Consider the following 17,619-nt stretch of genomic DNA (forward strand, 5'->3'; position numbering starts at 1 on the left):
TTAAATCTTAAAAAATAATCCCGGAAATGCTTCTTGTGGTTTTTTCTTTAAGATTATTATCTTAATAAATGATTCTAAAAACCCAATTCCGTAACCATAAAATTGCTTCCAAACTGCAATAACTGATAAAAATCCAATTTTTAAACTCTTATTTTGAATTGTCGATACTATAAAAATTATGACAAAATAAACAAAATACAACTGTAATAATATATCAATATTGAAAAACAGCAATATAATAACCGCCAAAACAAGTCCCAAAATAAAACAAGTTGGAAAGAAAAAAGTAAGTTTATTATATTGGGGATACCAACTATTAAGTATTGGTCTGGCTTTTCCAAATTTATTTACCTGAATCGAAAATTTATCCCAATCGATTCTTCGTTTATGATATACATAAGCTCTAGAGAAAAGTCTGGTTTCGAAACCTAAATTCCATAAACGTATAGACAAATCAGGGTCTTCGCCAGGGTGAATGTTACCAAATCCTTTTGATGCTTCAAATCCTTTTCTAGATAACCCCATATTAAAGCTACGCGGCTGGAACTTGCCTATTTTCTCTGAGCCTCCTCTTATCCCTCCTGTTGTAAGGAAAGATGTCATGGCAAAATTAATTGCTTTCTGAATATTCGAAAAACTAGCCAATGCTTTATCCGGACCACCAAAACAATCTACATAATCTTCTCTTAGTGCTTTATCAACTTCTGATAAATAATCAGGTGGGATAATACAATCTGAATCAAAAATGATAAAGTAATCTCCTAATGCTTTACGCATTCCAAAATTTCTGGAATCTCCAGGTCCTGAATTTTCTTTAAAATAATAGGAAATATTTAATTTTCCTTGATATTTCTGAACTATGTCATCGCATGGCAATGTTGAACCATCTTCTACAAGTACGATTTCAAAAGGCTCTTTATATTCAGATAATAATAAGCTTTCTAATAGCTCATCAACTTCGTCAGGACGATTATACACTGGTATAATTAAAGAAAACACCATAATTAGGTATGCGGTATTAAGGTAGTATTTGTTTTAACTGTAAAATTTTAACAAAGGTAAGTTATATCCATAAAAAAACCACCAACTTTGGGTTGATGGTTTTAAATAATTATATAAATTCAGTTGGATTATTTGATACTTTCTATCCCAACTACTTCGTTTGTGTCTGCTTTGTAATCTACTCCTTCAAATTCAAATCCGAATAAGTTTAAGAAGTCGTTTCTGTATCCAGCCAAATCTCCAATTGCCGGCAATGTTTCTGTAGTTGCTTCCAACCATAACTTAGCTACTTTTTCCTGAACATCTTCACGCATTTCCCAATCATCGATACGGATTCTTCCTTTTTCGTCTGTAGGAATTGGTTTTCCTGTATATAATCTATCTTGGAACAAACGCTGAATTTGCTCGATACATCCTTCATGAAGACCTTCGGCTTTCATAATTTTGTACAATAATGAGATATATAAAGGAATAACTGGAATTGCTGAACTTGCTTGTGTAACTAATGCTTTATTTACTGAAACGTATGCTTTTCCGTCTAAATCTTTTAAGCTATCTGTAATAGCAAATGCTGTAGCTTCTAAATCATCTTTAGCACGACCGATAGTTCCTTTACGGTAAACCGCCTCTGTTAAAGATGGCCCAATATAAGAATAAGCAACTGTTGTAGCTCCAGGAGCTAATAGGTTTTCTTTTTTCAATGCATCCATCCACATTGACCAATCTTCACCGCCCATTACTGCAACAGTGTTAGCAATCTCTTCTTCTGTACATGGCTCGATAGAAACCTCTGTTACATTTCCTGTATGAAAATCAACAGTTTTATTAGTAAACGTACTTCCGATTGGTTTTAAAACTGAACGATGCAATACTCCTGTAACAGGGTGCAAACGAACTGGAGAAGCTAAGCTATAAATAACTAAATCAATCTGACCTAAATCAGCTTTAATCAAGTCTAATGTTTGTTGTTTTACTTCGTTAGAAAAAGCATCACCATTGATACTTTTTGCATATAATCCTGCTTTGTGAGCTTCTGCTTCAAAAGCTGCTGAGTTATACCATCCTGGAGAAGCTGTTTTTCCTTCAACTGGTGGTTTTTCAAAAAACACTCCAATTGTAGCGGCATTAGATCCAAATGCACTTGTAATTCTAGAAGCCAATCCAAAACCTGTTGATGCTCCAATTACTAATACTTTTTTAGCACCTTCAATTGGTCCTTTAGATTTTATATATTCTATTTGATTTTTTACATTTTGTTCGCATCCTTTTGGGTGTGATGTCAAACAAATGAATCCTCTCATTCTTGGTTCTATAATCATAATTTTGGAACTGTTTTTTATTTTTATTTTATAAAATGATGGTATTTAACTACCGTTTTTTACTTGGCAAGACCGTTTATTTTGATTGACAAATATAATCCATTTTTTTAGTTAAGCAAGGCTTTAGCATGATTTAAAGCCGAATCTGAAACGACTGAACCTGACAACATTTGAGCTATTTCCATTACTCGTTCTTCTTGCGACAGAAGCTTTAATTCTGATTGTGTATCATCATCTACTGTTGACTTAAATACTTTAAAATGAGATTCTCCCTTTGCCGCTATCTGCGGTAAATGAGTTATTGCAAAGATTTGCATTTGCTGACTCATCTCTTTCATTATCTCTCCCATTCTAACAGCAATTTCTCCTGAAACTCCTGTATCGATTTCATCAAAAATTAATGTTGGCAATTTAGAGTATTGTGCCAAAATTGCTTTTACTGCAAGCATTATACGTGACATTTCCCCTCCTGAAGCAACTTTTTTAAGTAACCCAAAATCGGTTCCTTTGTTTGCAGAAAATAAAAACTGAAGTTCATCTTTTCCGTTCGGGAAATATGTTTCCCCATAATTAATATCAATTTTAAAACGAACATTTGGCATTCCTAATGTTTCTAAAATTGTTATTAATTTATCTGACAATAATGGTATTGCAGCAATTCTGTTTTCATGAATTTTATTTGCAAAAGCATCCAACTCCATTGTTTTTTGCTCAATCGAAGTGGTTAATTTTGCTATTTCTTCTTCGATATTACCTAATTCCAGAACTGAATTTTCTAGTTTAGTTTGAATTTCAATTAAATCATCAACCGAAGCAACTTGATGCTTTTTTTGTAAATTATAAATAACCTGCAATTTCTGACTGATAAAATCAAGCTGAGCCGGATCGTTCAGCAATTTCTCTGATGCTTTTTGCAATTCACCCGAAACGTCATCAAACTCTATTGCCAGACTCGTTATTCTTTCAAATAAAGCTCCATATTCCGTCGAGAAAGTAGCAATTTTATGTAAAGAAGCTTTTATTTCATTAAGATTCTGGATTACTCCAAATTGTTCTTCATTGGCTATAGCCAAAGATTTATCTAATGATTCTTTGATAATCTCAACATTGTTAAGTTTTTCAAATTCTTCTTCCAGCTCTTCTTGTTGTCCTGATTTTAATTGTGCAGCAACTAATTCATTTAAAAGAAAGGTATTGTATTCTTGCTCTTTAGCCGATTCGCTTTGTTTTTTAAGAAGGGAATTCAGCTTTGTTTTATCTGACTTATATTTTTTTAAAACATTTTGATAATCTGTAATAACACCAAAATTATCAGCAATTGCATCAATAATCTGAAATTGTACGCTCTCTTCTGAAAGTTCCTGGGTTTGCTGTTGTGAATGAATATCTATTAAATACAAACTCAACTCTTGCAATTCCTGAAGATTTACAGGACTATCATTTATAAAAGCACGTGATTTTCCCGAAGGCAAAATTTCGCGTCTTATTATAGTATCTTCTTCATAATCTAAATCATTAGCTTCAAAAAAAGCTTCCAGATTGTATTTAGAAATTTTAAAATGTGCTTCGATTACACATTTTTCTTCTTTATTTTTCAATGAAGTCAAATCGGCTCTTTTACCTAAAACTAAGCCTAATGCACCCAATATTATCGACTTTCCCGCTCCTGTTTCACCAGTAATTATAGAAAAGCCTTTTGAAAAATCAATTGATAATTTTTCAATCAGTGCATAATTTTTTATTGACAATGAAGTAATCATATCTCTTTTTTGTAATATAAGTTTTGGAAATAAGCAATTTTAATAGAATGCTTAAAATTTAATCTGCGACCATTTAGCAGAGTTCATTGGCGAAACTCTATTTAAATTCTCTACTAAATCTGCTATAGGAACACTTGGCCCTCCTGTAAATATAGATACAATTTCATCTGATTTAGCATCAAAAAAGACACGCGTTAAAAAAGCATTTGGTTTCGTTGCATTTAGTTTCCCTATAAGCGATAACGAAGTTTTAATTTTTTCTTTGGCTAGCTTTAAATCCTGATTCATTACATCTAAACCTGTATGATACCCATAAACACATTGTCTCAAGTCATTATATGTTGGAGAAAGCATATCGTTAATTAAGAAATAACGATTTTGTACTCCATCAGCCTGACTCCAGCCTTTATATCCTCCTTGTTGAGCTACATTGGCAATACTTTGAGCAGTCTCGAAAAAAGGATTTCCTAATGCTGGCATAAAAGTATCAGCATCCATTCCTAAAATCATGTAGCTATAAAAAGTCATTATAGAAACAAGATTTGATTCGAAAACATTTGGATTGTATAATAAATTTTCAAATTCAGTATATCTAAAACTTAAATCCTTATCATTAAAATTGAATACTGGAGATGAGTAAGTAGAATTATAAATTAATCGAGAGGATTGTATTTGTATTGTACCCGAAAACTGATCTGAGTTATTTGATGTAATTGTAATATACATCGAACAGTTTATTTTTTCATTTTGCTTTAGCAAACTCCCTGTCCAATCTGTATTGTTTACAAATTCACTCAATGCTGTCTGCAATGTTTTAAAAACTTGCTGATTGGCATTAGGAAGCATTTGTGAGTTTACGGTTACCGTACAATTTAACTGTTGCGCCTGCGTAAGGCCAAAAGTTAAAAACAACAAAAAAGTAAGTATTTTATTCATGAAAATGCTTTATCACCTTATTTAAAATATCAATTGCAACTGCTTCTTTGGATTTTAATTCCATTGGTTCGATGGCAAAAGCCCTATCAATAAAGGTTACTTTGTTAGTTCCCCCACCAAAACCTGCTCCTTTATCCTGTAACGAATTTAGAACTATCAAATCTAAGTTTTTTTTCTGAATTTTCAGCTTTGCATTCTCAATTTCATTTTCAGTTTCTAAAGCGAATCCAATCAAAAATTGTTTTTTCTTTATTTCCCCTAATGACAATAAGATATCTTTTGTTTTTTCCAGCTCAATTGTAAAATCTTCTGAAGCTTTCTTTATTTTTTGCGATGCAACTATTTTCGGTCTATAATCCGCAACTGCTGCTGCTGCAATTGCAACATCTACATCTGAGAAATATTCATGACATGCATCATACATTTCTTGTGCTGATGTTACCGAAATTACTTTTACTGATGTGTTTGTAACTTTACAATTTGTAGGTCCCGCAACAAGAATAACCGAAGCTCCTAAGTTTGCTGCTTCTGATGCAATATCAAACCCCATTTTTCCTGAGGAATGGTTTCCTATAAAACGTACTGGATCTATTGCTTCGTATGTTGGACCAGCTGTGATTAAAAACTTTTTCCCTTTAAGAGGTAATTTACTTTCTAAATCAGCTTCTAAAAATGCAATTATATTTTCTGGTTCTGCCATACGACCTTCTCCAGACAAACCACTAGCCAACTCTCCGCTTTCAGCAGGAATAATACTGTTTCCAAACTGTTTTAATAACGAAAAACTCGCTAACGTCGAGGGATGTTTATACATATCCAAATCCATTGCTGGTGCAAAGTAAATTGGACATTTTGCCGATAAATAAGCTGCTATCAATAGATTATCACAAGTACCGTTTGCCATTTTTGACATTGTATTTGCGGTAGCTGGAGCAATAATCATCAAATCAGCCCAAAGTCCTAATTCGACATGATTGTTCCATTTTTCATTTTCATCTTCTTGATTAAAGAAAGAAGAATGTACAGGATTTTTTGATAAGGTTGATAACGTAAGTGGCGTTACAAAATCCTTAGAAGCAGGTGTCATGATTACTTGAATCTCGGCACCTGCTTTTATAAAAAGTCGTACTAATGATGCTGTTTTATAGGCTGCAATTCCACCAGAAACTCCTAGTAAAATTTTCTTACCGTTTAAAACTGACATGGTACTGTATTATTTATTTGAATTTCTGTGGTATGTTTTACCGTCTAACCACTCTTGAACTGCTAAAGCGTGTGGTTTAGGCAATTTTTCGTAAAATTTAGAAACTTCGATTTGTTCTTTGTTTTCGAAAACTTCTTCAAGACTGTCATTATAGGTAGCAAATTCTTCTAACTTTTCAGTCAATTCCTTTTTAATTTCAGAATTAATTTGATTTGCTCTTTTAGCCATAATAGTTATTGCCTCATACACATTACCTGTAGGCTCTTCAATAACCGTTTTATTGTAGGTAATTGTATTTACTGGAGCATTCGTCTTTTTTAAATCCATGACTTTATTTTATTTAGTAAAATTTTGTAACTCTTTTTCAACTCTCTCATTCATCTCATCAGCTTTCACTTTGTAATGAGTATCACTTTTATATTTCATTAAATTAGAATATGCAGTTTTAGCCACTTTTAAACGGTCTTCCATTTTTGCTGAAATACTGTTAATTGCTAACTGATATGCTGAATCAAATTTATAATACAATGCATCTTCTTTGAATTCTGTTCCAGGATACTCTCCAACAAAATTATCAAATGCTACTATCGCCGATTTAAAATCTGAGATAGTATTATATCCTTTTGCATTTTCATATGCTTTTTTCTCCAATTTAGTAGTTAATGCTTTAAGACTTGCATTTGCCTCTACTATATATTGTGAATTTGGATAATTATCTATAAAAGCCTGTAACTTATCGATAGCTTTATTAGTATCTGTTTGATCTAAACTATATACTGGTGACAACATCGAATAACTTTTTGCTCCTAAATAAGCTGCTTCTTCTACTTTTTCACTTCTTGGATATCCAGAAACAAAACTCTCGAATTGATATCCAGCTAAATAATACTGTTTTGTTTTATAATAAGATTGAGAAAACATATAAAATAATTTCTCTGCCTGAGGCTTTCCTCTATATGATGCTGCAAGTTGCTCAAACAAACGAATTGCTTTAGTATACTTTCCGGCATCGTACATTTTTGTTGCAATTTCAAATTTTGCTGCTACATCATCATTTTTTAGTGCTTTTTGATAATCACTACAAGAACAAAAAAGAACAACTACAAACAATACAGATATTATTTTTTTCATTTTTTTACTTTTATTATGATTCCCAGGATGTTTATATCCAAGTAAAACCACACCGAAGTTTCGGTGGCAAATTTAGTTATTAATTTAGCTACTACAAAATATTTTTTGGTATAATAAAATACCTCGTTTTTTATTTTTATTTAATGCTTTTTTTAACAAATTCATCAATGCGATTTGCAAGTGATTCATCGGCTGCAACAAGCGGTAATCTTACAACATTCTCAGCAATACCAAGTGATTTAAACACTTGTTTTATTCCTGCTGGATTCCCTTGCTCAAAAATCATATCAATACAATCTGATAAAAAGTATTGTGTTTTAAATGCTTCATTTACTTTTCTATTCAATCCTAAACGAATCATTTCTGAAAATTCTTTTGGAAAACCTTGTCCAATAACTGATATAACACCTGAACCTCCTGCCAAAATTATTGGCAAAGCAATCATATCATCTCCCGATATAACGAGAAAATCACTTGGTTTATTTTTAAGCAATTGCATTGCTTGTACCAAATCTCCTGCAGCTTCTTTTATTGCAACTACATTTGCAAAATCATTTGCTAAACGTATAACTGTTGATGGCAACATATTACTAGATGTTCTTCCTGGAACATTATATAATATTACTGGTATTGGTGATGCTTCGGCAATAGCTTTAAAATGCTGATAAATTCCCTCTTGCGTAGGTCTGTTATAATAAGGTGATACTGATAATATAGCTTCAAAAGCTGAAAAATCTCTAGTTTTTAATTCTTCAACAATTTGCATTGTATTATTTCCTCCTACTCCTAATACTAAAGGTAATCTTCCTTTATTTGCATTAATAACTGTAGTGATAACAAGTTCCTTTTCGTCTTGAGTTAATGTTGCGTTTTCTGCAGTTGTACCCATAACTACAAGATATTCAACTCCTCCATCTACAGAAAAATTAACTATTCTTTGTAATGCTTCTGTATCAATTGAAAAATCTTCTTTAAAAGGAGTTACTAGTGCAACGCCTGTTCCTATTAATGATTGCATATTAGATTGTATTTGGTTTAATGTTTTTTAAATATTTAAATAATTCATTCACGAAAATTTTATATTCCCGAACGTTGGTATCAATCATCAATCGATTTAATCTTTTATCAATTGATGCAAAACCAACTTTGAACCTGGCATTCGAATTTTGTGTTACAAGCATCAGCATTACTTTTTCGATATCATAATAACTTATTAATAAATCGAATTTTTCGTTTACAAAGTCTTTTAAAAATCCTTCGGCAATCTTTCCATTCCAATTAAGATGATCAATCCCAAAAGTTGGACAAGAATACGTCTCTTTTTTATTGAATTTGTCTTTATAAACAATAATTTTGATGTTCTTTTTCTCAATTCCTTTTGATACCAATTCGGCTAGTAAAGCTTCTTTTTCTGAAAAATGACTTTCATCTATAAGTAAACCAACCTTTTGTATATCATTAGTAAATGCACCGTTTTTTACATTATTAAGATTTTTCTTTAACGATTTTTTTACAAAAAAAACCTTTGTATAATTTAAAAACATAGTACTTTTACTAGATTACAAAATTAATTATTTAAGTCGCATTTAAGATGGTAAAACTAAAAAAGTATAACGGATTTTTAAAACTTTTTGTTATATTCTTAACACTTTTTTTTGGAGTTTCTTGTAGCAAACAAACTTATCAAGTTTCAAAAATTGAAGGTAAACTAATTCCTATTACAAGTACTCAAAATCAAACTCCCGAGATTGAGAATTTTATTAAGCCTTACAGAGAGCACATTAATAAAGATTTAGATAGTGTGCTTGCTTATTGTCCTCAAACACTGGATAAAAGTACTGGTAAATGGCAAACAACTATTGGTAACTTAATGGCTGATGTATGCCTGCAAAGAGGGAATTTAGTTTTTAAAGCCAGAGAGAAAAAAGATCTTGATATTTGTTTTCTTAATCATGGTGGGATTCGAGCAATTCTTCCTAAAGGGAATGTTACTGCCAGAAATGCATTTGAAATTATGCCTTTTGAAAACAGTCTAGTTGTTATGGCTCTAAAAGGAGAACAGATTCTGGAAATGGTTACCTATTTTATTGGTGAAAAGAAACCTCATCCTCTTTCTGGGATGACTTTTACTATAACTAAGAATAATACTGCTACGAATGTTTTAGTTCAGGGTAAACCTGTTGAAAAAGACAAAATTTATTATGTTGCCACAAATGATTACTTAGCAAATGGTGGTGACAATATGAACTTCTTTAAAAAGAGTGTTCAGAAATATGATTTAAATTACAAACTACGAGACATTCTTATTGATTATTTTAAATCTGTTGATACAATTCCGGTTCCTAATGATGTCCGAGTAACACAAGAATAAGATAATCAATTAAAAAAATATTTAAGAACTTTGGGTTCAAGCGTTTTACCGCAAAATAAATTAAAATGAAAAGAAGAGATTTTATTGAAAAAACCGCTGCTAGTACAGCATTATTGAGTTTGGGTTTATCTATGAGCAGTTTTACATCATCAAATGTAAAACACATAACTATATTACATACCAATGATGTTCACAGTCATATTGACCCTTTTCCTGCTGATGATCCTCGTAATGCAAACATGGGTGGTGTATCTAGACGTGCTGCTTTGATTGATGTAATTCGTAAAGAAAATCCAAACGTTCTTTTATTGGATGCCGGAGATATTTTTCAGGGAACTCCTTACTTTAATTATTATGGTGGTGAACTGGAGTTTAAACTAATGAGTATGATGAAATATGATGCGTCTACAATTGGTAATCATGATTTTGATAATGGTTTAGATGGATTATATGCACAAATGCCTCATGCTAAATTTGAGTTTATCTCTTCTAACTATGATTTTAAAAATACTGTAATGGACGGGCTTGTAAAACCGTACAAGATTTTTAATAAAGATGGTATAAAAATAGGTGTATTTGGTTTAGGAATTCAACTTGATGGATTGGTAGATAAATTAATGTATAAGGAAACTGTTTACAATGATCCTGTAGAAACAGCTACTGATATGGTTCGAATTCTTAAAAAAGAACAAAAATGTGATTTAGTAATTTGTCTATCTCATTTGGGTTATAAATATCGTGATGATGCTGCTAAAATCTGTGATTTAAAACTAGCTGAACTAACTCAGGATATCGATTTGATTATTGGTGGACACACGCATACTTTTCTTGATAAGCCTACTGTTGTAAAAAATAAAGCTGGTGAAGATGTCTTAGTTAATCAGGTAGGATGTTACGGGATTAATTTAGGAAGAATTGACTTTTATCTTAATAATGATAAAACAAAATCGGCTCAAGGAAAATCTATTATTGTCTAACCCGAATATTTTCGATTCTTTTTTGGATAAAATATTTTACCATAAAATAATAGGACAACATTTGGGTCGTATCTCTTATTAAGGCCAATACTACTGAATGATCAAAGGATTGGTTAAAAATAAAAAAGATGTCTGAGAAGATAAAGCAAGTTGTCATCAACGTTACTAAAAGGGTGAGATACGTACCTTTGGTTATATAACTAATAAATGAGACACAGCCCAACACACTCAATACGATACCGTATATGGTATAAATAAAATGGTTCTGACCTACTTTCTCGTATTGTAACCCGAGAACAGATACTAAAAGGTATATAATAAACAAAACGACTATTGCTACTGGCAAATAGTCGTTTTTTCTTAATTTTATTTTTCGATAATCTTCTATTATTAATCTTAGCAATAACAAATAGACTAATAAAAAAGAGAAGAGTGAACCCAACTCTGAAGCCTCTACCTCCATTAAATTAAATACTTCTCCAATAAAACAAAGTGCAAAAATAAATCCCTGAATTATACTTATCTTATAATTGGTTGTAATAAGATAATATATAAATATTGAAGGCACTACTATTGCCTTTGCGTACATACCAATAAAATCTTGCTCTAAGAAATCAAAGATAATTGTTAATGTTAATGCTAAGAAGTAAAGAATTAATGACGGTGTGTTAGCTTTCATTTAATTTGGTTATAAAATCATCTTCTGAAATTATAGGGATATTCAATTTATTAGCTTTTTCTAATTTAGCTGGCCCCATATTTTCACCGGCAACAACAAAATCAGTTTTGGCAGAAATTGAACTTCCTACTTTACCTCCATTATCTTCGATAGTTTTTTTGATATCATCTCTTGAAAATTTAGAGAAAACACCCGAAACTACAAAAGTTTTTCCTTCAAATTTGGTAGTTGCATTTGGATTGATTTTTTCGACAATCTCAAATTGCACTCCGTAACTTTTTAAGCGTTCAATGATTCTCTTATTTTCATCGTTCTCAAAAAATTCTATCACGCTTTTTGCAATACGCTCTCCTATTTCATCTACCAAAACTAAATCCATTAAAGTGGCTTGGCTCAATGCGTCAATATTTTTGTAATGTTTAGCCAATTTTTTGGCTACTGTTTCTCCTACAAATCGGATTCCGAGTGCAAACAAAACACTCTCGAATGGGATTTTTTTAGAATTCTCTACTCCTTTTACAAGGTTTTCTGCCGATTTTTGAGCCATTCTATCTAAAGGCAAAATCTGCTCTACAGTTAACTCATATAAATCGGCGTAATTATGAACTAATCCATTATTAAAAAGTAACGCTACGGTTTCTCCTCCAAGTCCTTCAATATCCATTGCTTTTCTTGAAATATAATGCTGGATTCTACCTATAATCTGTGGTGGACATCCGTAAAAATTAGGGCAATAATGATTTGCTTCTCCTTCTGACCTAACTAACTCTGTATTACATTCTGGACAATGTGTAATGTATTTTGTAGATTCTGCATCTGCTGGACGTTGTGTTAAATCGACTGCGATGATTTTCGGAATGATTTCCCCTCCTTTTTCTACAAAAACGGTATCATTTATTCTAATGTCTAATTTTTCTATTTGGTCGGCATTATGCAAAGAAGCTCGTTTTACAATTGTTCCTGCCAATTGTACTGGCTCTAGATTTGCAACTGGCGTAATTGCCCCTGTTCTTCCTACTTGGTACGAAATCGAGTTTAATTTGGTCGAAACCTGCTCTGATTTAAATTTATATGCAATTGCCCAACGAGGTGATTTAGATGTATAACCTAACTCTTCCTGGTGCTGAATACTATTTACTTTTATTACTACTCCATCGGTTTCATAAGGTAACTCATGACGATGCACATCCCAATAATCTATAAAGTCAAATACTTCTTGTAAATTGTTAGCCAGTTTAGCTTCGACAGGTACTTTAAATCCCCATTTTCTTGCTAGTTCTAGTCCTTCATACTGTGAGGAGAAAGGTAAATTATTACCCGTTACAAAATAAAGTAAGCACTCTAATGGTCTTTTGGCAACCTCAGCGCTATCTTGTAATTTTAAACTTCCTGAAGCTGTGTTTCTTGGGTTTGAATAGGGTGTTTCTCCTATTTCGATTAAATCCTGATTCATTTTTTCGAATCCTGCAAATGGCAAAATTATTTCGCCACGAATTGCAAAAACTGGTGGATAATTTCCTTTTAGTTGTAACGGAATCGATTTTATGGTTTTGATATTATTGGTTACATCATCTCCCTGAAATCCATCACCTCGAGTAACTGCACGTTTTAATTTTCCGTTTTCGTAAGTAATACTTATCGAAGCTCCATCATATTTTAATTCGCAAGTATATTGTAAATCAACGTTTCCTAATACTTTTTGAACTCTGGTTTCCCAATCGACCAAATCTTCTTTTGAATATGAATTATCTAATGAATACATACGATATTCATGAGCTACTGTCTGGAAATTTTTGGTTACTGTTCCTCCTACTCGTTGAGTTGGTGAATTTTCATCAAAAAATTCTGGATGCTGATCTTCTAATTCCTGAAGTTGCTTTAATTTCAAATCAAATTCATAATCTGATATTGTAGCATTATCAAGTACATAATAATTGTAATTATGCACGTTTAGTTCATCTCTTAAAGCTTGTATGGAATCCTGAATATTCATATTTTATTATAATTCGATTGTCTTTTATTATCCTAAAAAAGTTTGTCTAAAATAGACATTCAAAAGTATAATTAAAAACAAAAAAACCACTCTTTTAAGAATGGTTTTCACAAAGTTTTTTGAACATTATTTTTCTATTACAATAAAATCTGAACGTCTGTTAGCAAGATGCTCTTGTTCAGTACATTTTACACCATTACTACATTTATTCACCAATCGGCTTTCTCCATAACCTATTGCACTTGCAATTCTTGAAGCTTCAATACCTTTAGAAAGAATGTAAGTTTGAGTAGATTTTGCTCTGGCATCCGAAAGCTTCATATTATAAGCGTCTTTACCTCTGGAATCTGTATGTGACTCGATTTTAATTTTAATCTTAGGGAATTTTTGCATCACAAATACAACTTTATCCAATTCGGCTGCGGCTTGAGGATTGATATTTGATTTATCATAATCGAAGAAAATAGGATTGATATCTACTTTTTCTACTCCATCTTTTTTAACTACTAAATCATCATAATTACTAAGATAGAAATTAACGTCTTTTATCTCGGCATTGTTATCTTTTGTAGTTTCTATAAATTTTTCGTCTCCGCTAAAATTTGGCTTATTGGCCGTCATTTTTATTCGTTTATTACACGGAACTTCTAATTTATAATTTCCATCTGCATCGGTTTTGGTTTCGGTAATAACGGCATCATAAACATCATATGCTATAATAAATGTATCGCTTAAACCTTTCTTGGTTTTGGTATTTATTGCCTGACCAGAAACGAGTTGATTACAGATAGGTTTTCCTTTGGTAAAATAATAAATATCATCATCTCCTTTTCCTTGTGCACGATTTGATGATACATAACCGTAATTTTCTTTGGGATCTATTACAAATGAAAAATCATCTTTATTACTATTTATTGGTGCACCTAAATTTCTAGGAGCAGAAAAATTTAATTCTCCCGATAGTTTACTTTCATATACATCTAAATCGCCTAAACCATAATGTCCATCTGATGAAAAATAAAGTACTCCATTTCTATATGAAGGAAAAACATCATTACCAAGTGTATTAATTGTTGGTCCTAAATTTTGTGGTGAACTCATTGTACCATCATCGGCTATCTTTACAACGTACAAATCGGTTTCTCCATAACCTCCTGGCATATCCGAAGCAAAGAATAACATTTTGCCATCATCACTTAAATATGGATGCCCTACTGAGTATTTATCACTATCAAAAAATACTTTTTCGGTTTTAACTAATTTGTTATCTTCTATTGTTCCTTTTATAATCTGGAAGTTATTGGTTCTGGATTCATCTATTACCAATTTATTCTTTTTAAGAATATTGGTTGTGTAATACATGGTTTTCCAATCTGGGCTAAAGGTTACTGTTGCCTCATGATACTTGGACATTACATTAGGTATAAAAAGTACTTCATTGAATAAACTCCCATCAATCGCACTTCTTTCGGCTACATATAAATTCAAGAATGGTTGTTTGTTCCAATTGTATAATTTTTTATCAAAATTACCTGTATCTCTTGCCGATGTAAATACTACTTTATCTCCATAAAAAGTTGCTCCAAAATCAGATTTATCGGTATTAATAGCAATATTTTTTAAAGTATAAAGTGATTTTGCTTTTGATAAACTATCTAATAATTTCTTTTGATAGATATATCTGTCTATCTCTTTTTGATCTCCTTTTTTATTTAAGTATTCTTTGGTTACTTTATCCGCATTATCATAATCCATAACTCCTTTCATGGATTGAATGTATCTTAGATAATAAATATCGGATAGGTTATCTCCTTGAACTTCATATAGCTTTTGATACCATTTTAAAGCATTTCGATTATCGGAAATAAAATAATACGAGTCGGCTGCATTCTTTAAAGTTTGAACCGATGGTTTATCTATTTTTTGCAAACACTCTTCGTATGCTTTTGCAGCATCTGTATAGGAGTAATTTTTAAATAAAGCGTCGGCTTTTTTTAAGTTTGTTTGCGCCAAAATTGATACAAAGCTAAATAGCAAACTAAGTATATAGAATTTTTTCATAGGTCAGGTTTTTAAAAGAATCTTGGAGATTTAATTTTACTTGGATCTTTATGAAATTGATAACGCAATATGAATTCATGGGAACCATCGTTGTATTTATTCAAATTGGTTACGGTATAATCATATGAGTATCCGATGTAAAAACTTGGCGAAATTTGAAATCCTGCCAATGCACTAACCGAATCATCAAAGCGGTAGGATACTCCTAGCACTACTTTTTCCTGAAGCATAAAATTGGCAGAAACATCTACAGACATTGGTGCTCCACTTACCAGTTTGGCTAAAAATGCAGGTTTAAATTTTAAACTTGGACTCAAATCAAATACATATCCTCCCATAAAATAATAATGCAATCTATCATAATCTATCGATTCTTGTATATCATTATAATAATCACTTCTTATAAAGCTAGGTACGGATGCTCCTGCATACCACCTGTCGGTGTAGTAATATACCCCTGCTCCTATTGAAGGTTTAATAACATTATTTATATTAGTATTTAACAATGCATCATTGCCATCATAGTATCGGCCTTTTGACCAGTCTATGTTCATCATTCGCATTCCTGCTTTTAACCCAAATGCTAATCTTTTTTCATACCCTAATGGTATGGAATATGAAAAATTACCATCTAGATACAGCTCATTTGATGGTCCTAGTTTATCATTGACAACACTTAGTCCCAAACCTATTTTTTCATTTCTTAATGGTGCTTGTACAGAAAGCGATTGTGTTTGTGGCGCACCATCTATACCAACCCATTGTGATCGATGTAATAATACTGCCTCCAAGTATCCTGTAGAACCCGCATAAGCTGGATTAATAACCATTGTGTTGTACATATACTGTGTATATTCAGGATCTTGTTGCGCATTAGCAAAGAACGATACAAACCCGCAAAATATTAAAAAATAGGACTCTATAAATTTTACACTTAGTTTCATACTATAACTATTTAGTCAGTTAATTTAATTTGATGATTTATGTTAACAGGGGGTTATCTAATAATAGATAACCAACCTGTTTTAACTACTCCATCTGCACCAATATCCAGAACATAATAATATGTTCCCGCTGGTAATTTATCTCCTTTGTTAATTGCTCCCGAAACATTTGCTATTCCGTCCCAATCGTTATTATAATGGTCTTGTTTATAAACTAATGATCCGTATCTGTTATAAACATTTAAACTATTGTTTGGATAATTTTCAATACAATCTATTTTGAAAACATCATTTGCACCATCATTATTAGGAGTAAATTCATTATAAACCACTAAACATACAGGAGTTACAGAAGCTTCACCGTGATTATTTGTTGTGTCAGAATCTATTGGATTTGAAACAACAACCGTGGCTACATTTAGGTAATTTCCTGTTGGTAATACTTGAACTACTACAGTAAGTACTGCGCTTTCATTAGCATTTAATACTGGAATATTCCATGCTCCAGTTATATTGCTATATGTTCCAGTAGTAGTTTGTGCGCTTATAAAATCATATCCTGTTGGCAAAATTTCACTAACTATTGTATCTATAAAGTCTCCTGATCCTACATTATTTACTGTTACAGTAAAAGTAACTTTATCATTAATGTTAGGAGTTGGATTATCTACCGTTTTGCTCATTGTTATATCTGAACAAGTTGCAACTGCAAGGGTTAGTAATTTACTATTTGTCTCATTACATTGATTAGAATAAGAAACACTTACACTTGCTGGTCCTATTGCTGGCCATGAAACTGTTACAAAATTATCGGTAGCTAGACCTCCAGCTGTAATAGTACCACCTCCTGTGATTGTCCAATTATAATTTGACATTCCGCTTGCAGTTGTATACATAATCTCATCAAAAACGCAAGGAGCTGCTTTGCTTGGAGTTATTGTAACCGGATCATTACCTGTAAAGTTGACCTGTACACTTAATCTCAAACTACTTTCACAACCTGTGGTCGCATCTTTTAAAGCTGCATAATACGTACCTGCAACTAGCAACGTTCCTGGCGCTAATGGAGTTCCTCCTGTTGCAACATTGTACCAAACTACACCAGTTTCATTTACCTGAAGACTTGCTACTGTTGGTGCATTTGTCAAACAGAAACTTTGAGTTGCGTTATTTGTAGTTGGCGTTGCAGGATCGGTTACTGTTACTGTTACTAATAAACGAACTGAACTCTCACAATTAGTT

The 17,619-nt window shown here is 32.0% G+C and carries 16 protein-coding genes; 2 read left to right on the forward strand and 14 right to left on the reverse strand.

Features of this window, described 5'->3' with window-relative positions:
* The 9 genes from OA93_RS10155 to OA93_RS10195 form a co-directional block, all read right to left on the reverse strand.
* Positions 1-1,002 (reverse strand): glycosyltransferase, encoded by a 1,002-nt coding sequence (locus OA93_RS10155; protein ID WP_039113070.1) that lies wholly within the window; start codon positions 1,000-1,002, stop codon positions 1-3.
* Between the two features lie 128 nt (positions 1,003-1,130).
* Positions 1,131-2,321, reverse strand: coding sequence for an enoyl-ACP reductase FabV (gene fabV / locus OA93_RS10160; protein WP_039113071.1), 1,191 nt, complete (start codon positions 2,319-2,321; stop codon positions 1,131-1,133).
* 107 nt (positions 2,322-2,428) lie between these two features.
* Entirely contained in the window at positions 2,429-4,081 is a 1,653-nt protein-coding gene (gene recN / locus OA93_RS10165; protein WP_039113072.1) for a DNA repair protein RecN, read from the reverse strand.
* A 51-nt stretch (positions 4,082-4,132) separates the two neighbouring features.
* Positions 4,133-5,017, reverse strand: a complete 885-nt coding sequence (locus OA93_RS10170) for a DUF4835 family protein (protein WP_039113073.1) — start codon at positions 5,015-5,017, stop codon at positions 4,133-4,135.
* Positions 5,010-6,221, reverse strand: coding sequence for a bifunctional phosphopantothenoylcysteine decarboxylase/phosphopantothenate--cysteine ligase CoaBC (gene coaBC / locus OA93_RS10175; RefSeq protein WP_039113074.1), 1,212 nt, complete (start codon positions 6,219-6,221; stop codon positions 5,010-5,012). Before coaBC ends, OA93_RS10170 begins: the two co-directional genes overlap by 8 nt.
* Before the next feature lie 9 nt (positions 6,222-6,230).
* Positions 6,231-6,548, reverse strand: a complete 318-nt coding sequence (locus OA93_RS10180) for a DNA-directed RNA polymerase subunit omega (RefSeq protein ID WP_012025451.1) — start codon at positions 6,546-6,548, stop codon at positions 6,231-6,233.
* 9 nt (positions 6,549-6,557) lie between these two features.
* Entirely contained in the window at positions 6,558-7,352 is a 795-nt protein-coding gene (gene bamD / locus OA93_RS10185; RefSeq protein WP_039113093.1) for an outer membrane protein assembly factor BamD, read from the reverse strand.
* A gap of 136 nt (positions 7,353-7,488) precedes the next feature.
* Complete coding sequence (gene dapA, locus OA93_RS10190; protein ID WP_039113075.1) at positions 7,489-8,370, reverse strand: 4-hydroxy-tetrahydrodipicolinate synthase; 882 nt, start codon at positions 8,368-8,370, stop codon at positions 7,489-7,491.
* A gap of 1 nt (position 8,371) precedes the next feature.
* A complete protein-coding gene (locus tag OA93_RS10195; protein ID WP_039113076.1) occupies positions 8,372-8,896 on the reverse strand; it encodes a hypothetical protein in 525 nt (174 codons plus the stop codon).
* A 47-nt stretch (positions 8,897-8,943) separates the two neighbouring features.
* Here OA93_RS10195 and OA93_RS10200 point away from each other — a divergent pair, with 47 nt between their 5' ends.
* Both OA93_RS10200 and OA93_RS10205 read left to right on the forward strand, forming a co-directional pair.
* Positions 8,944-9,723 (forward strand): 5'-nucleotidase, encoded by a 780-nt coding sequence (locus OA93_RS10200; RefSeq protein WP_039113077.1) that lies wholly within the window; start codon positions 8,944-8,946, stop codon positions 9,721-9,723.
* Positions 9,724-9,788: 65 nt separating this feature from the next.
* Entirely contained in the window at positions 9,789-10,700 is a 912-nt protein-coding gene (locus OA93_RS10205) for a metallophosphatase (protein WP_039113078.1), read from the forward strand.
* Here OA93_RS10205 and OA93_RS10210 read toward each other — a convergent pair.
* The 5 genes from OA93_RS10210 to OA93_RS24090 all read right to left on the reverse strand — a co-directional run.
* Positions 10,690-11,379: a lysoplasmalogenase family protein gene (locus tag OA93_RS10210; protein ID WP_039113079.1), complete on the reverse strand. Its 690-nt coding sequence runs from the start codon at positions 11,377-11,379 to the stop codon at positions 10,690-10,692. The genes OA93_RS10205 and OA93_RS10210 overlap by 11 nt on opposite strands.
* The gene (ligA, locus tag OA93_RS10215; RefSeq protein WP_039113080.1) at positions 11,369-13,372 is read right to left on the reverse strand and encodes an NAD-dependent DNA ligase LigA; all 2,004 of its coding nucleotides are present in this window, start codon (positions 13,370-13,372) and stop codon (positions 11,369-11,371) included. Before ligA ends, OA93_RS10210 begins: the two co-directional genes overlap by 11 nt.
* 126 nt (positions 13,373-13,498) lie before the next feature.
* A complete protein-coding gene (locus OA93_RS10220; protein WP_039113081.1) occupies positions 13,499-15,433 on the reverse strand; it encodes an OmpA family protein in 1,935 nt (644 codons plus the stop codon).
* A gap of 11 nt (positions 15,434-15,444) precedes the next feature.
* Complete coding sequence (locus OA93_RS10225) at positions 15,445-16,377, reverse strand: type IX secretion system membrane protein PorP/SprF (RefSeq protein ID WP_039113082.1); 933 nt, start codon at positions 16,375-16,377, stop codon at positions 15,445-15,447.
* 53 nt (positions 16,378-16,430) lie between these two features.
* Positions 16,431-17,619: gliding motility-associated C-terminal domain-containing protein (locus tag OA93_RS24090; protein WP_117615817.1), on the reverse strand; the 1,189-nt coding region annotated here is incomplete at its 5' end.

The sequence above is a fragment of the Flavobacterium sp. KMS genome, from assembly GCF_000813005.1.
In the GTDB taxonomy this organism is placed as follows: Bacteria; Bacteroidota; Bacteroidia; order Flavobacteriales; family Flavobacteriaceae; genus Flavobacterium.

What these genes read in the sequence shown, in the direction of transcription:
- OA93_RS10225 (WP_039113082.1), bottom strand. Translation starts at nt 16,377, where the DNA reads ATGAAACTAAGTGTAAAATTTATAGAGTCCTATTTTTTAATATTTTGC.
- OA93_RS10220 (WP_039113081.1), bottom strand. Translation starts at nt 15,433, where the DNA reads ATGAAAAAATTCTATATACTTAGTTTGCTATTTAGCTTTGTATCAATT.
- dapA (WP_039113075.1), bottom strand. Translation starts at nt 8,370, where the DNA reads ATGCAATCATTAATAGGAACAGGCGTTGCACTAGTAACTCCTTTTAAA.
- bamD (WP_039113093.1), bottom strand. Translation starts at nt 7,352, where the DNA reads ATGAAAAAAATAATATCTGTATTGTTTGTAGTTGTTCTTTTTTGTTCT.
- OA93_RS10180 (WP_012025451.1), bottom strand. Translation starts at nt 6,548, where the DNA reads ATGGATTTAAAAAAGACGAATGCTCCAGTAAATACAATTACCTACAAT.
- OA93_RS10195 (WP_039113076.1), bottom strand. Translation starts at nt 8,896, where the DNA reads ATGTTTTTAAATTATACAAAGGTTTTTTTTGTAAAAAAATCGTTAAAG.
- recN (WP_039113072.1), bottom strand. Translation starts at nt 4,081, where the DNA reads ATGATTACTTCATTGTCAATAAAAAATTATGCACTGATTGAAAAATTA.
- fabV (WP_039113071.1), bottom strand. Translation starts at nt 2,321, where the DNA reads ATGATTATAGAACCAAGAATGAGAGGATTCATTTGTTTGACATCACAC.
- OA93_RS10170 (WP_039113073.1), bottom strand. Translation starts at nt 5,017, where the DNA reads ATGAATAAAATACTTACTTTTTTGTTGTTTTTAACTTTTGGCCTTACG.
- OA93_RS10210 (WP_039113079.1), bottom strand. Translation starts at nt 11,379, where the DNA reads ATGAAAGCTAACACACCGTCATTAATTCTTTACTTCTTAGCATTAACA.
- OA93_RS10200 (WP_039113077.1), top strand. Translation starts at nt 8,944, where the DNA reads ATGGTAAAACTAAAAAAGTATAACGGATTTTTAAAACTTTTTGTTATA.
- ligA (WP_039113080.1), bottom strand. Translation starts at nt 13,372, where the DNA reads ATGAATATTCAGGATTCCATACAAGCTTTAAGAGATGAACTAAACGTG.
- coaBC (WP_039113074.1), bottom strand. Translation starts at nt 6,221, where the DNA reads ATGTCAGTTTTAAACGGTAAGAAAATTTTACTAGGAGTTTCTGGTGGA.
- OA93_RS10205 (WP_039113078.1), top strand. Translation starts at nt 9,789, where the DNA reads ATGAAAAGAAGAGATTTTATTGAAAAAACCGCTGCTAGTACAGCATTA.
- OA93_RS10155 (WP_039113070.1), bottom strand. Translation starts at nt 1,002, where the DNA reads ATGGTGTTTTCTTTAATTATACCAGTGTATAATCGTCCTGACGAAGTT.